At 71.4% G+C, this 14,498-nt stretch carries 10 protein-coding genes and 1 pseudogene; 5 read left to right on the forward strand and 6 right to left on the reverse strand.

Going from position 1 to position 14,498, the window contains the following annotated elements:
- Positions 1-23: 23 nt before the first annotated feature.
- The 3 genes from FRAAL_RS24535 to FRAAL_RS24545 form a co-directional block, all read right to left on the reverse strand.
- Positions 24-4,016: a CHAT domain-containing tetratricopeptide repeat protein gene (locus FRAAL_RS24535; protein ID WP_157892212.1), complete on the reverse strand. Its 3,993-nt coding sequence runs from the start codon at positions 4,014-4,016 to the stop codon at positions 24-26.
- 292 nt (positions 4,017-4,308) lie between these two features.
- Positions 4,309-5,406, reverse strand: coding sequence for an amidohydrolase family protein (locus FRAAL_RS24540; RefSeq protein ID WP_011606716.1), 1,098 nt, complete (start codon positions 5,404-5,406; stop codon positions 4,309-4,311).
- A gap of 239 nt (positions 5,407-5,645) precedes the next feature.
- Positions 5,646-6,017, reverse strand: a complete 372-nt coding sequence (locus tag FRAAL_RS24545) for a hypothetical protein (RefSeq protein WP_041940970.1) — start codon at positions 6,015-6,017, stop codon at positions 5,646-5,648.
- A gap of 461 nt (positions 6,018-6,478) precedes the next feature.
- On the opposite strand from FRAAL_RS24545, the gene FRAAL_RS24550 reads away from it, so the two are divergent.
- The gene (locus FRAAL_RS24550) at positions 6,479-7,594 is read left to right on the forward strand and encodes a hypothetical protein (RefSeq protein ID WP_063822662.1); all 1,116 of its coding nucleotides are present in this window, start codon (positions 6,479-6,481) and stop codon (positions 7,592-7,594) included.
- Positions 7,595-7,601: 7 nt separating this feature from the next.
- Here the strand turns inward: FRAAL_RS24550 and FRAAL_RS24555 are convergent, their stop codons facing one another.
- On the reverse strand, positions 7,602-8,936 hold the full coding sequence (locus tag FRAAL_RS24555; RefSeq protein ID WP_011606719.1) for an alkaline phosphatase PhoX: 1,335 nt from the start codon (positions 8,934-8,936) through the stop codon (positions 7,602-7,604).
- A gap of 294 nt (positions 8,937-9,230) precedes the next feature.
- Here FRAAL_RS24555 and FRAAL_RS34355 point away from each other — a divergent pair.
- The 4 genes and pseudogenes from FRAAL_RS34355 to FRAAL_RS24570 form a co-directional block, all read left to right on the forward strand.
- Positions 9,231-9,476, forward strand: a pseudogene (locus tag FRAAL_RS34355) (hypothetical protein); the annotation flags it as partial.
- Positions 9,476-9,736 carry a hypothetical protein gene (locus FRAAL_RS34360; RefSeq protein ID WP_011606721.1) on the forward strand — a complete coding sequence of 87 codons (261 nt, stop codon included), beginning with the start codon at positions 9,476-9,478 and terminating at the stop codon, positions 9,734-9,736. The pseudogene FRAAL_RS34355 and the gene FRAAL_RS34360, both read left to right, overlap by 1 nt.
- Positions 9,737-9,826: 90 nt before the next feature.
- Positions 9,827-11,668: an asparagine synthase (glutamine-hydrolyzing) gene (gene asnB, locus FRAAL_RS24565; RefSeq protein WP_011606722.1), complete on the forward strand. Its 1,842-nt coding sequence runs from the start codon at positions 9,827-9,829 to the stop codon at positions 11,666-11,668.
- Positions 11,669-11,851: 183 nt separating this feature from the next.
- The gene (locus FRAAL_RS24570; protein WP_197537224.1) at positions 11,852-12,493 is read left to right on the forward strand and encodes an L-tyrosine/L-tryptophan isonitrile synthase family protein; all 642 of its coding nucleotides are present in this window, start codon (positions 11,852-11,854) and stop codon (positions 12,491-12,493) included.
- Between the two features lie 26 nt (positions 12,494-12,519).
- Here the strand turns inward: FRAAL_RS24570 and FRAAL_RS24575 are convergent, their stop codons facing one another.
- Together FRAAL_RS24575 and FRAAL_RS24580 are read right to left on the reverse strand one after the other, a co-directional pair.
- The gene (locus tag FRAAL_RS24575; protein WP_197537225.1) at positions 12,520-13,386 is read right to left on the reverse strand and encodes an ABC transporter ATP-binding protein; all 867 of its coding nucleotides are present in this window, start codon (positions 13,384-13,386) and stop codon (positions 12,520-12,522) included.
- A gap of 38 nt (positions 13,387-13,424) precedes the next feature.
- A complete protein-coding gene (locus tag FRAAL_RS24580; protein ID WP_157734153.1) occupies positions 13,425-14,462 on the reverse strand; it encodes a FecCD family ABC transporter permease in 1,038 nt (345 codons plus the stop codon).
- Positions 14,463-14,498 lie beyond the last annotated feature (36 nt).

Consider the following 14,498-nt stretch of genomic DNA (forward strand, 5'->3'; position numbering starts at 1 on the left):
GCCCACCCCGGGGGGGGATGCGCCTACCGGCGGCGCTCCTCGGCGAGCCGGTCCAGCTGACCGTGGGTGAGCGTGGCCCCATGCTCGTCCCCGACCTTCAGGAACAGGTCGAGGGAGCGGCGGTAGAGGGTGTCGGCCTCCTCGAACCGTTGTAGCTCCTGTAGGAGCAGGCCGAACTCGTGGTAGGTGCGCGCGGCGAGGACGTCGTCGCCGGTCTTCACGAAGAGGGCGGTGGCGTGGCGGTAGTGGCCTTCGGCCTCCTCGAACCGCTGTTGCTCCTTCGTGAGCAGGCCGAGGTTGTGGTGGATGAGTGCGGCGCCATGCTCATCGCCGGATTTCAGGAAGAGCGTGACGGACTGGCGGTAGTGGGCTTCGGACTCCTCGAACCGTTGTTGCCGATCCGCGCCCAGGCCGAGATAGAAGTAGATGAGCGCGGCGCTGTGGTCGTCCCCGAGCTTCAGAAAAAGGTCGAGAGCGTGCCGCTGGTGGGTCTCGGCTTCCTGGAACCGCTGCCGCCCCTGCGCAATCGCACCGAGCTGACGGTGGGTCAGGGCAGCGTTGTACTCGTCACCGGACTTCAGGAAGAGGTCGAGAGCGTGGCCGTAGTGGGTCTCGGCGTCCTCGAACCGCTGCTGCTCCTGGGCAATCCTGCCCAGGCCGTAGTAGCCGAGCGTGGCACCTCGCTCGTCACCGACCTTCAGGCTGAGGTCGAGGAAGCGGCGGTAGTTGAGGTCGGCTTCCTCGAACCGTCGCTGGTCCACCGCGATCGCACCGAGCTGGTGGTAGGCGAGCGCGGCGCCATGCTCGTTACCGGCCGCCAGCGTGAGGTCGAGCGAGCGGCGGTAGTGGGCGTCGGCCTGCTCGAACTGTCCCTGTGCCTGCGCGACCGTGCCGAGCTGGTAATAGGTGTGCGCGACGCCGTCCCGGTCGCCGAACGTGCGGAGCAGGTCGAGGGCGTGCTGGTAGTGGGTGCCGGCCTCCTCGAACCGTCGCTGCTGCTGGGCCGCGATGCCGAGATTGTGGTAAATACCTGCGGCACCGTGCTCGTCCCCGATCTTCAGCTTGAGGTCGAGGGAACGGCGGAGATAGGTCTCGGCTTCCTGGAACCGTCGCCGGTCCACCGCGAGCGTGCCGAGCTGGTGATAGGTGCTCGCGGCGCCGGGCTCGTCCCCGAAATTCAGGAAGAGGTCGAGGGAGCTGCGGTAATGGGCGTCGGCCTGCTCGAACTGGCGCTGCATCTGCGCCAGCTTGCCGAGCTGGTGGTAGGTGGCCGCGGCATTGTTCTCGTCCCCGGCCTCCAGCCTGAGGTCGAGGGCGGTCCGATAGTGGATTTCGGCCTCGTCGAACTGGCGCTGTTCCTCCGCGACGATGCCGGCGAGATGGTGCAGGTGGGCGATCTCCTCCCGCCCGGAGGCGGTGCCGGGGTCCGGGTAGGCGCCGATGGTGCGGGTGATCAGGTGCAGTCGAGGGTGGTGCTGCTGCGTCTGCCCGAGGTACGAATCCAGCGGTACGAGAACGGGAAGGACGGGTTGTGCCGTGGTGAGGGCATGAGTGAGGGCCCCCTGCAGGTTGGCGTAGGACGCGGCGGTAACGGCCCGCCCCAGTGTCCGTTCCTCCGCCGCCTGGGAGATGAGGAGCTGCTGGGCCCACTCACCGATGCCACAGTAGAACTGGTAATGGGCGTCGGCCGCGTCCGCCCGGTGGGGAAGGTCGCGGATACGGGTGCGCAGAAAGTAGGGCAGAACGGGTTGGACCTGCACCATGTCACTGAGATGCGGGTGCGGGGTGGCGAGGCCGACGCCGACGGCATGCTCCACCGCGCCCGCCAGGTCGAGCGGGCCGAGCGCCGCGATCGCCGGAAAGCCGGCGAGGATCTCCTGGTAGTGGGCCAGGGACGCGCCGGTGGGCACGACGGCGGTGAACGGGGCGAGCAGGAGCAGGGACTGCTGAAGTGCCGGGTCGAGTTTGCCGTAGCTGTACTCGATCGCGGTGCGGACCAGCCCGACCGGGTCGGCGTCGCGCTCGCCGGTGTCGAGATCGTCCAAGACCCCCGTCGGAGTGGCTCCAGCCAGCACGGGCAGGACGGCGGTGAGCGGGAGCGGGTAGCCGCCGAGCAGGTCGATGAGCCGGTCCAGCGCCGCCCGTTGGTCAGGATCCTCCCGGTGCCGGGTGGCGCCGTGGCGGATCAGGATCCGTCCGGCCAGGTCCCGGGCCGCCTGGGGATCCAGCCCGGGCAGCAGGTAGACGTTGTCCGTGAAGGTCCCGGGGGCGAGCCAGCCCTCCGCCTCGCGGGAGCCGATCAGGGCCAGCGTCCGGCCGCCCCGCAGCCGACCCAGCAGCAGCCGCAGCCGCTGCTGCTCGGGTTCGGGGAGGGCGTGCGGGATCGACGCCGGACTCGCCGTGATCGACTCGGCGTTGTCCACGAGGAGCAGGTGCCGTCGGGACCGTAGCAGCCCCGCGATCTTCTCCAGCTGGGCGTCCTCGGACAGCGCGTCGAGTCTCGCCTGCTCGACCGGGTCGAGGAGACGTCTCCCGATCTCTCGCACGATCTGCCCGGCAGTCCACGCCTGATCCTCGTAGCTGAATCGGAACACCTCGTCCACCAGGCCGGTGCGCTGCCACCACCAGCCCAGATGGGCCAGCAGCGCCGACTTCCCGGCCCCGGCCATTCCCCGCACGAGCAGCACGTTCCGAACGTCGTCGAGCAGGAGGCGGCGTTCGACGGTCTGCACGTCCAGGTCTCGGCCGACGAAGCCGTACTCGGTAGCCGGTTCGTCGGCCACCGCCGCCTGCCTGGCGTAGAACCGTTCGGATTCCGGCCCGGTCATCTCCCGTAGCCGCAGATCCACCGGGCGCTGCCGGTAGAGCACCGGCAGCATCCAGTCCTCCAACGTGAGTTCCTCGTTGAAGTACGCCTGCCGGGCCGGCTCCTCGAACAGCCGTCGCCGGGCGACGTGCACCGCGGCCACCGGATCCGCCTGCGCGGCCAGCCTGCCGTACAGGGCCGGGATCGCCCGCGCCGCCGCCGACACCGTCACCGAATAGGCCATCCCCACCGTCGTGGGCACTCCGGCCTCGACCAGTCGGTGGGCCAGGCTCGCCTCGTCCCCGTGCTGCATCGCCGACTGGCACGCCGAGACCACCGCCACCGGCACCCGGTGCTCCGCCAGCAGGCCGGCAACCGCGCCCGCGGGAACAGGCTCGGCATCCCCGTCCCGCGCGGTCTCGAAGAACAGGAATCCCTGCTCGCCGTCGAACGCCTCGAACCGCCGCCGCAGGAACAACCCCTCCGCCGCCCACTGCCCTGCCGCCAGTTCGGCCTGCGTGGTGAACAGGCCGTGCAGGTCGAAATGAACCACGTGGTACCAACCTGATCCGTGCTCGGCACGCGCCTCGTCGAGATGGTCGCGCAGCGCGTCCCACGTCCCCGGGCGGACCAGATCCACCTGCACCGGTACCGGAGCCTGCCGCAGCGCGTCCAGCAACGGCCGTGACAACGTCCGAAAACCCACGTCGGACGGGCCGTCCGGTCTCGCCGTGACCACCAGAATGTTCAACGTCGTCCGACCCGACACCCCCTCGAACCGGGCCGCCAACGGCTCCACCCGCCGCGTCACCGGCAGCCGCACCGCCAGCGGTGAAGGCAGGTCGGGATCCCGCAGGGCCTCCCAGTGCAGGCGCTGGAATGCCGCCGACCCACTCACCTCCACCCGGCAGCCGTCGAATCCCTGCTCCCGCATCCGCCGATAGTCATACGCCCCCGCGCCGCCGAAAACCTGGGTGAACAGCACCCGCCCGTACTCGGCGATCCGCGCCTCCGCTGCCCGCTCCAGATCCTTGTCGAGGAACGGATAGCGCAGGTGCTCCTCGAAATACCACGCCAACGACGCTTCGTCCCGCTCGTCGGCGGGATCACGTACATCGATGTCATAGTCGACACCGTCGTCGAACGCCAGTCGAACCGCGAACGACCCGTCGGGGCGACGTTCCCGCTCCCGGACGACAACCGTGCCCACCGTCCACTCCCTCCGGGACCAGCTTCCCGGGGCCGGGGCACGCACGATGACGACTCCGACCGGCCGACACGCCGAATTTTACCCGCCGCGTACAACAAAGGGTGCCATCACCGAAAAGAATGGCGTGACGCGACCGGCGGATTCCGGCGTCCGACCGGAGACTCCGGGTGTCGGCTCCCGCTTTCGGCTCCCGCTGTCGGGTTCTGCTGTTCTCGCGACGGCCGGGTGAGCCCCGGATTCTCGGCTCGGAAGCGGAGCACGCGGGCCGAGGCCTGCGAGTCAGGGGCAGGGATCAGGGGGCGACGGGACGGCCGCGCAGGACGATGAGGTCGGGGGCGGCGAGGACGCCGACGTCGGCGCGCGGGTCGGCGGGGTAGACGACCAGGTCGGCGGGGGCGCCCTCGGTGAGCGCCGGATGCCCCAGCCACGCCCGCGCCGACCAGGTGGCCGCGGACAGCGCGGCCTGTGCCGGCAGGCCGGCGCGGCGTAGCTCGGCGACCTCGGCGGCGACCAGGCCGTGCGGCAGGCTGCCCCCGGCGTCGGTGCCGACGTACAGGGGGATCCCGGCGTCGTGGGCGGCCCGCACCGTGTCATACCGGCGAGCGTGCAGGGCCCGCATGTGCCGGGCGTAGGCGGGGAACTTCTCCTCGGCGCCGCGGGCGATGCCCTCGAAGGTGGCGATGTTGACCAGGGTCGGGACGATCGCGACCCCCCGCTCGGCGAACAGCGGGATCGTGTCCTCGGTGAGCCCGGTGGCGTGCTCGATGCAGTCGATGCCCGCCTCGACGAGGTCGGCGAGCGAGTCCTCCGCGAAGCAGTGAGCGGTCACCCGGGCGCCGGCCGCGTGCGCCGCGTCGATCGCCGCCTTCGCGGCGTCCGCGGGCCAGCAGGGCGCGAGGTCCCCGACGCCGCGGTCGATCCAGTCCCCGACGAGCTTGACCCAGCCGTCGCCGCGACCGGCCTGGGTGACGACCTCGGCCACCAGGTCGTCCGGCTCGACCTCGGCGGCGTAGTTGCGGAGGTAGCGGCGGGGACGGGCGATGTGCCGGCCGGCGCGCACCAGGCGGGGCAGGTCGTCGCGGTCGTCGACCCAGCGGGTGTCCGCCGGGGAGCCGGCGTCGCGCAGCAGCAGCGCGCCGGCCGCCCGGTCGGTGGTGATCTGTTCCTCCGCGGTCGGCCGGTCCACGGCGCCGCCGGCGTCGAGGCCGACGTGGCAGTGCGCGTCGACCAGGCCGGGCAGCGCCCACCCGGACACCGTGCGCACGTCCCGGGCGGCGGTGCCGGTCGGCGCGGTGAAGCTGATGCGACCGTCGACGACCCACAGCTCGTCGCGGACCTCCTGCGGCCCGACCAGCACCGCGCCCCGGATCCGCAGCGCCGGCGGAATCACCACCACCTGCCCGCTCCCGACCTGCCCGCTCCCGACCGGCCTGCTCCCGAGTGAGCCGCCCCCGCTCCGCAACCTTCCGTCCCGGGGATGGCCAGCCTGGTTTCGACCAGTGTTGTCACATTCGCCTCCGCTGCTCCGTCGAGCCAAGTCTGCCCTCTTCCCGACGAAGCAGCGCGCCCCGGCCCGCGCTGTGGCCGGTGCGCGGGGATCCGGCCGGGGCCGGGGCGGCGATGCCGGCGTCAGACGTCGAGCTGGGCCTCGACGGCACGCAGGCGGTGGCGGGCCAGCGCGAGGTTCGCCCGCCCCTTGTCCAGCACCAGGTAGAGGAACAGGCCGCGGCCGGAGTGACTCTGCAGCAGGCGGATCAGATGGTACTGGCGGCCGAGCGTGATGAGGATGTCCTCGATGGTGTCCTGCAGGCCGAGGCTCTCCATCGTCCGCAGCTTCGCCCGGATGACTTCGGTGTTACCGGCGGCGGCCACCTCCAGGTCGAGGGTGTGCGCGTTTCCGGCCGTGCCGAGGGTCATGCCGCTGGTGAAATCGACGAGGGCCGCCCCGAGCGCGCCCCCGATCTCCAACGACTCCTTCAGGGCTATATCGACACTGTTCATATCGCCTCCCGCGTTGTCGAGGTGGATGGCGGCGCCGACGCCACCGTCCGTGTGCACCGACGTGGGCTCACGCGAACCGCGCGTCGACAATCGTCCCCGCATCACAGTCCCTCGCAGACTTCAAACCGCCCGATCTACGACTGCTCATCCAACTTTAAACGGCCGCGACCGGAACGCACGAGGCTGAACCAAAAAGGTACGTCCGCGGACAGAGAGACCACATTGACCTGGCCTCCACCGATGCGCGATCACCGTGCCACCGAACCGTCGGGCACTGAATTAACATGCAGAAATGAATACGAAGATTGGTCTTCGACGGTGGAGATATCCATCGGACGGCGTGGGGGCCGCCCGAGAGCCGTCGACGGCCCCCCCGTCGCCGCGGGATCCGCCTGGGCGGCAGCGCATCTCCCCCTGCTCGGGCGCCATGATCCGGTGTTGCGCGGGGTAGGAGCGGCGGCATGGCCGATCACCGAGCGACAGTGCACCGGGGCAGCCTTCGGCACGACGACTCGCGGCACGACGACTCGCGCCGCGGCGGCGGGCAGCGCGGGTGGCGAGGTGCGCTGCCGGTCGTGGTGCTGGGCCTCCTGCTGCTCGTCTCGGTGCTCGGGGCGGGATGCGGCTCGCAGCCGACGGGCGCGCGGCAGACCGCGGCGGCGCAGCGCGCACCCGCAGCCGGCGCCACCAGCCCGGTCGGCCCCGGCAGGGAGCAGCGGGGATCGACGCCCGAGGCCGGTGCGGTCGGACACGGGGACGAGCCGGGGCGGCCCGCGGCCGGGGGCGTCAGCGCGCCGCAGCTGCCGATGGGCGGGCGCACGCTGCTGCCGCGCTACCGGATCGTGGCGCACTACGGCTCGGTGGGCGGTGGTGCGCTCGGCGTGCTCGGCGAGGGAACGCCGGAGCAGGCGGCGCAGCGCGTGCTCGCGGCCGCGGCGCCCTTCGCCGCGGGCGGCCGGCCGGTGCAGCCGGCGATGGAGCTCATCACGACCGTCGCGTCGGCCTCACCCGGCCCGGACGGGCTGTACAGCTCCGCGCTGCCGGCGGCCGCGGTCGAGCCGTACCTCGCCGCCGCCCGGGCGCACCGGATGCTGCTCATCCTCGACCTGCAGCCCGGGCGCGGGCGTTTTCTGGACCAGGCGCGGCGGTACGAGCAATTCCTGCGGGAGCCGGACGTCGGGCTTGCCCTCGACCCGGAATGGAAGATGGGGCCGGACCAGATCCCCGGTCGCCAGATCGGCAGCAGTGACGCGGCCGGACTGAACGAGGTCTCGGCCTGGCTCGCCGATCTCACCCGTGCGCGCAATCTGCCACAGAAACTGTTCGTGATACATCAGTTCACCGAATCGATGCTGCCCGACCGGGCGGCCATCGCCGCCCGCCCCGAACTCGCCACCGTCTTCCACATCGACGGGTTCGGCGTCCGTCAGGACAAACTCGACAAGTACGCGCTGCTGGCAGCCAGAGCGCCGTTCTTCACCGGATTCAAGCTCTTCCTCGACGAGGACACGAACATGTTCAGTCCGGCGGAGACGCTCACCCTCACGCCCCCGCCGGACCTCATCACCTACCAGTGAACGGCGCTCAGCCTCGCCACCACGGCCCGGTGATGGCCACCGTGAGGCCGTCGCCCTGGACGTTGGCGTACAGCCAGCGGCCGTCCTGGGAGAAGGTGGCGCCGGCCCACTCGCTGTCGCTGCCGGCGTTGCGGGCGAGCGGGTAGGGGGTGCCGTCCGCCGAGGGGGCGACAAGGTAGTTCTCGCCGTCGCCGTCCTCGCAGAGCACGATCCCGCCGAGCGGCGAGACGGTGATGTTGTCGGGCCCGTCGAACCGGCCGCCCGGCTCCAGGCGCAGGACGAGTTCCAGGGTGGAGTGCTTCGGGTCGAACCGCCAGACCTGCCCGGAGTGGTCGGTTGCGGCGCCGTCGGCCTTCTTCGCGTAGCTGGAGACGATGTACGCGGTGTCCCCGGACCAGAAGATGCCCTCGGCCTTCGGCACCCGGGTGATCTTCGCGGCGTCGAACTGCGACCGGACCGACACCGTGGTCGCGTCGGGGTCGGGCACGTCCACCCAGGTGACGGCCAGCTTGGTGCGCAGCTCCCGCACCGCGGACAGGTCGCGCACGTCGGGCACCGACAGCGCCTGCAGCGTTCCGCCGGCCCGCAGGCTGCCGGGGCCGCCGAGCGGGCGGCGCGGCAGGAATCGGTAGAGCAGGCCATAGGGCTTGGAGGCGTCTTCGGTGAGGTAGACGATGCCGGATCGCGGGTCGATCGCCACCGCCTCGTGCGGGAAGCGGCCGAGCGCCGTCAGCGGCACCGGGGCGGCGTCGCGCAGCCGGCCGAAGGGATCGACCTCGAACACGTAACCGTGCTTCTTGGTCAGCACCGCCTCGGTGGCCGGGGTCGCCTCGGTCTCCTCGCAGGACAGCCAGGTCCGCCACGGCGTGCCGCCGCCGGCGCAGTTGCGGTAGGTGCCGGCGAGGCTCGGCACGTGGCCGAGCAGCCGGTCGCCCGCGACCGTGAGGGTCGTCGTCCCGCCGGGGCAGGCCGGGTCGTAGACGAGGCCGTCGCGGTGCGGCACCGCCGGGATGTCGGTTCCCGGCGACAGCTCGTGGTTGCGCACCAGCACGCTGCGCCCGAATCCGCCGGGGAAGGCGAACATGCCGTCATGCGACCCGGGCACCGCGCCGCCGCCGTCGAGCGTGTCCTTGCCGGCGCGTGAGAACACCGAGTAACGGAAGCCGGCAGGCAGGTCGACGACCTTCTTCGGATCCGCGACGAGCTCCCCGTACCCGCGGAAGGCCTTCGGCGTCGCGGCGTTCGCGGTGCCCGCGAAGACGGCGTCCACCGCCCCGGCCAAGGCGAAGCCGAGGCCGGCGGTCCCCGCGCCGGCCATCAGCTGTCGACGGTTCACAACCATGTTTGTCCTCCTCCGGCGCCGGTCCCATCGACGCCGCAGGGAACGCTGTCAGCCGAACATGGCCGGAGATCGACACGGACGGAAACATCAGTGCACGTACAACCGACCGAGACCCTCGCCCACCGTCACCGAGATGGCCAGCCGCCCCGGCCCGCCGACCAGCCCCGATGGCGGGCGGGGCCATCGGGGTAGACGGGCTCCGCTCGACCGAACCGACCCGCCACCCGAGCACGGCCCCTCCAGCTCGGCCGCCCACGCCGCCACCACCAGACACGCGACGCCGACACCAGCGCCGAGGCCACCGGCCTCACCCTGCTTGCCTTCCCGGTCGCCATGGGCATCGCGGGGCCGATCGGTGGGCGCCTGGCCGACCGGGCCGGCTCCCGGCCAGTCGCAGTTGCGGGCGCCGCGCTGACCACCGTCGGGCTGGTGCTCCTGGCACCCCTCGGCACCGCATGGTCACCGGCCGAGGTGGCCGTCCGGCTCGCACTCGCCGGTACCGGCATGGGTCTGTACGGCGGCCGGCGCAGACGCTGGTGATGACCGCCGCGCCACCGGACCGGATCGCCACCGCGGGATCGATCGTCCAGCTCGCCCGCAGCCTCGGCTTCGCCATGGGCCCGGCGGTGGCCACTGCCGCCTGGGCGCTGGGTGGCAGAGCTGAGGCCGGCACCCGGATCGGGCTCGGCATCGCCGCGCTGGCCGCCTTCGCAGCCGTGCTGCTGCTTGCCCGCCCACGCCCGGCTGCGCCGCTGGTGCCGTCCGAGCCGCCCGTTCCCGCCGGCCCACCGATCGGCTGACCCGAGGCCCTGCTTCGGCCAGCCCTGCCACGTGCAATCCGACGAGGCCGCATTCGCCCCGCCGGCCCCGCAGAGAACAGGAGGCCCGACATGTGCGGCATCACCGGGTGGGTGTCGTTCGGCCAGGACGACTACGAACAGAAGACGGTCATCGAGGCGATGACGGCCACGCTGCGGCGGCGTGGGCCCGATGCGGGCGGCACCTGGGTCGGCGCCCACGCCGCGATCGGTCACCGCCGCCTCGCCGTCATCGATCTTGTGGGCGGCGTCCAGCCCATGGTCAGCGACCAGGACGGAGCCGAGACCGTCCTGACCTACAGCGGCGAGATCTACAACCATCACGAGCTGCGGGGCGAGCTCGTCCGGCGCGGCCACACCCTGCGCACCCGCAGCGACACCGAGGTGGTTCTGCACGCCTACCTGGAGTGGGGCGACCTTCTCGTTGATCGCCTGGAGGGGATGTACGCGTTCGCGGTGTGGGACGAGCGGGCGGGGCGCCTGCTGCTCGTCCGCGACCGACTGGGGGTGAAGCCCCTGTTCTATGCCGAGATCCCCGGCGGCGTCGTCTTCGGATCCGAACCGAAGGCGCTGTTCTGTCATCCGCTGGTGCGCCCCCGGGTCAACGCCGACGGACTGCGGGAGGCCTACAGCCTGTTGTTCAACACCGGACCGACGGTGTGGACGGGGGTTCGGGAGCTGGCGCCCGGTGCCCTGGCCACGTTCGGCCCGCACGGCCTGACCGAACGGACCTACTGGGCACTGGATGCCGCTGCGATGGCTGCCGTCTCACCCCAGGCGGCCGTCGAGCAGGTACGCGTCCATCTGGAGCGCGCCACCGCCGCCCAGCTTGAGGCGGATGTCCCACTCTGCAGCCTGCTGTCCGGCGGGTTGGACTCCACCGTTCTCACCGCGCTGCTCGCCGACGAGCTGCGCCGCCGCGAAGGGCCGCACGCCCGCATCCGTTCCTTCGCCGTCGACTACAGCGACCAGGCCGTCCAGTTCACCGGCGACGTCCTGCGGACCGGCCACGACGCCCCGTACGCCGTGGAAGCGAGCCGGTACATCGGCACCGACCACAGCACCGTCGTGCTCGACCCCCACACACTGCTCGACCCCGAGCACCGGCTGGCCGTCGTCGCCGCCCGTGACTCACCGATCGGGGTCGGCGACATGGACACCTCGCTCTACGTGCTGTTCGGGAAGATCGCCCAATCCTCGACGGTGGCCCTGTCGGGCGAAGCCGCAGACGAGGTCTTCGGTGGCTACCCGTGGTTCCACTCGCCCGCGGCGCTGTCGGCACCGACCTTTCCCTGGCTGCTGGTGACCGGCGACGAAGCGGCGATGCCGCTGCATCCAGATCTGGCGGCCACCCTGCGAATCGAGGAGTTCCGGGCGGACACCTACCGCGACGCTCTCGCCGCTGTGCCACACCTCGACGGCGAGGACCCGACCGAACACCGTCAGCGCGAGATGGCCCACCTGTCACTGACTCGCTGGCTTCGTCAGCTCCTGCACCGCAAGGACCGGCTCAGCATGGCCCAGGGCATCGAGGTGCGCGTGCCGTACTGCGACCACCGACTCGTCGAGTATGCCTTCGGCGTCCCCTGGGCGGTCAGAAGTTTCGACGGCAGGGAGAAAAGCCTCCTGCGTGCGGCCGGCGCCGGCCGCTGCCCCGAGTCGGTCCTGATCCGGGAGAAGAACCACTACCCGACCACCCACCACCCCGACTACAACCGTGGGCTGCAGGCGATGGCCCTGGATGCCCTGGACGCCCACGGCGGCCGGGTGCGTGACCTGGCCGACGTGAGTCGCCTCCGACCGCTGATCGACGGGCCGCCCGAGCGGCTGGAGTGGGGTCAGCGGCTGAGCCTCGAACGCGTTGTCGACCTCGCCCTATGGCTCGACCACCACCACCCGGAACTCACCCTCTGACACCCGGCGGACTCACCGCCGTCGAACCACTCCGTGACCATCCGGACCGCATCCCAGGAGGTCCCCATGTCACCGACCGATCCGATCCCCCTGTACGGGCCCCAGTACAAGCGCGATCCCTACCCCCTCTATCGGCGACTGCGCGCCACCGGACCCGTTCATCGGGTCCGCTTTCCCAGCGGCGTGATCGGCTGGCTGGTCACCGGCTACCGGGCAGCCCACGAAGCGCTGAACGACCACCGGCTCGGCAAGAATCACGCACTGGGTACCTCCGATGCGCTGAGCGCCCTGATCGACGAGGAGGGACTCCGTCACCTCGACCTGTTCAGCCTGCGCGACATCCTCGGGGACCTTCCCTACGACGACAAGCGGTCGTCGGTCAGCAGGCGTTATGGACCGACCTCCGAGCAGCTGCGGGCCGAGGTGCGATCCGATGAGGACACCCGCCGCCTGTACCAGGGCATAACCCGATTTCTGGTCGAGGACACCGCCGAGTTTGTGGGCAGCCGGTCGGCACTGCAGCGTGAGTGCCGCCAGCGGGCCTATGGCGTCATCGGCCGCAGTCGAGCCTGGGGGCGGCTGGTCGCCGAGCACCATCCGCGGGCGGTGCGTCTGTCGATCCATCCCCAGCGCCGCGGCACGTCCAAGTTCGGCATCCGCCTGTTGGAAAGCTCCGACGCCTGGATGACACCGTGGCACGCCACAGTTCTGCGCCGGGCGGACGGCGCCTCGGAACTGATGCGACGCGCGGACGCGCAGCGGCTCGGCCGGTTGGTGACGCGCGACGGCCGGCCGAGCCATTTCCAGGCCCACGCTGCGGTCTGACCACGCCGTCGGGACACCCTGCGGCTTCAGCACGGATTCCGTTTCTCCTCGCTCTCCCGCCCGGCCTCCTCCCGCCCGGCCGCCCGCCCGGCCTCGGTCGGGACCGAGCCGGCGGCCGGCGCTGGGCGGCGGCCATGGCAGCTCCACAGGCAGGGGCGCTGTGGGCAGACGCAGCGTGGTCGCCCGATCAGGCGTGGGCGACCGGTGAACGGGTCCGCGAGCAGGAATCCGTCGATGTCGAAGACGTCGCGGAGGACCTCGGCGCCGAGTACGACGGCCGGCGGCCCGGCGGCGACGACCCGGCCGGCACGTAGCGCCACAAGCGTGTCCGCGTAGGCGGCGGCCAGGTCGAGAGAATGCAGGGCAGCCAGAACGGTCAGATTCAGGCTGCGTACCAGCTCCAGAACATCAAGCTGGTGGAACGGATCCAGGTGATTCGTCGGCTCGTCCAACACGAGCAGCCGCGGCTGCTGGGCGAGCGCCCGAGCGAGCAGAACCCGTTGCCGCTCCCCGCCGGACAGCGTCGAAAGCCGGCGATCGGCGAACGGGCCGCAGCCGGTTCGGTCGAGCGCCTGGTCCACCACGGTCCAGTCGGATTCCTGCAACCGGTCGAACATCCCCAGGTACGGCGTACGCCCCAGGCCGACGGACTCCCGCGCGGTGAAGTCGAACCCGCCGTGCTGATCCTGGGCGAGAACCCCGACGGCCCGGGCGACCTGTCGAGCCGGCGCCCGCCACAGGTCGTCCGGGCCGAGCAGGATCGACCCCGCACGAGGCCGCAGCGCCCGGTACACGGTCTTGAGCATCGTCGACTTACCGCTCCCGTTGGGACCGACGAGAGCGACGAACGCACCGGCCTCGACAGTGAGGTCGATGCCGTTGACCGCGGGCACAGAGGTCCATCCGGCGGTCACTCCAGCGATGGACAACCTCACAGCACACCCGCCGATCCGATCGCACCACGGCGTAGCGTGATCACGAACAGGGGCACCCCGATCGCCGCGGTCAGGATGCCGACCGGCAGCTCCGTCGGCGCGAGGACGAGGCGGGCCGCCGTATCCGCCCAGACCAGGACGATGGCACCGAGCAGCGCGGCGACGGGAAGTACCCGCCGATGGTCCGCGCCCACGAGCAGCCGGGTCAGGTTCGGGATCACCATGCCGACGAAGCCGATGGCTCCCGACATCGCGACCGCCGTGCCGGTCAGCAGGGCGACGAGTACGAGCAGGAACCCTCGAGATCGGCTCGCGTCCACGCCGAGCGCGGCGGCTGCCTCATCCCCGAGTACGAGGACGTTGAGCCGGCCACCGAGGGGCAGCAGCAGGGTGGCGAGCGCACCGACGACCAGCACGACGGTCACGGTCAGGTCCCAGCGCGCCCCGGAGAAACTGCCCAGCAGCCAGAACAGGACTTGCGCCTGGGCGTCCGCGTTGCGGGTACGTAGCAGCAGAAAGGAGGTGACGCCGTCCAGCAGCTGCGCGGCGGCCACACCGACCAGTACCAGGCGGGCCGGTGCCAACACCCCGCCGGTGCGGGCCACCAGGAACACCGCGGCCCCCGCCAGCAGCGCCCCGCCGAACGCCGCGAGTGGCAGCGTCATCGTTCCGAGAGTCACTGCGCTCAGCACGGTCAGGGCGAACACCGCCGCGGCACTCGCTCCCGAGGACAGCCCGAGGATGAACGGGTCTGCCACCGGATTGCGCACCAGCGCCTGCGTGACTGTTCCGGCCAGCGCAAGACCCGCACCGACGGCTGCTGCCGTGAGCACCCGGGGGGCCCGCAGCTGCCAGACGATGATGTCCGTCGGCCCCGTGATGTGACCCGAGCCGAAAACGTGCGCCCGCAGTATCCCCACGACCTCGCCGACCGGCACCGCGACCGGGCCGAGTCCGACGGACATGACGACCGACACCGCCAGGGTGCCAGCCAGAACGGTGATCACGACGGCGGTCGGGACGGCTGCCGCCAAACCGCCGTTCCGTGACCCGTGCGGCGTCGTCGCGGT

This window comes from Frankia alni ACN14a (assembly GCF_000058485.1).
In the GTDB taxonomy this organism is placed as follows: domain Bacteria; phylum Actinomycetota; class Actinomycetes; order Frankiales; family Frankiaceae; genus Frankia; species Frankia alni.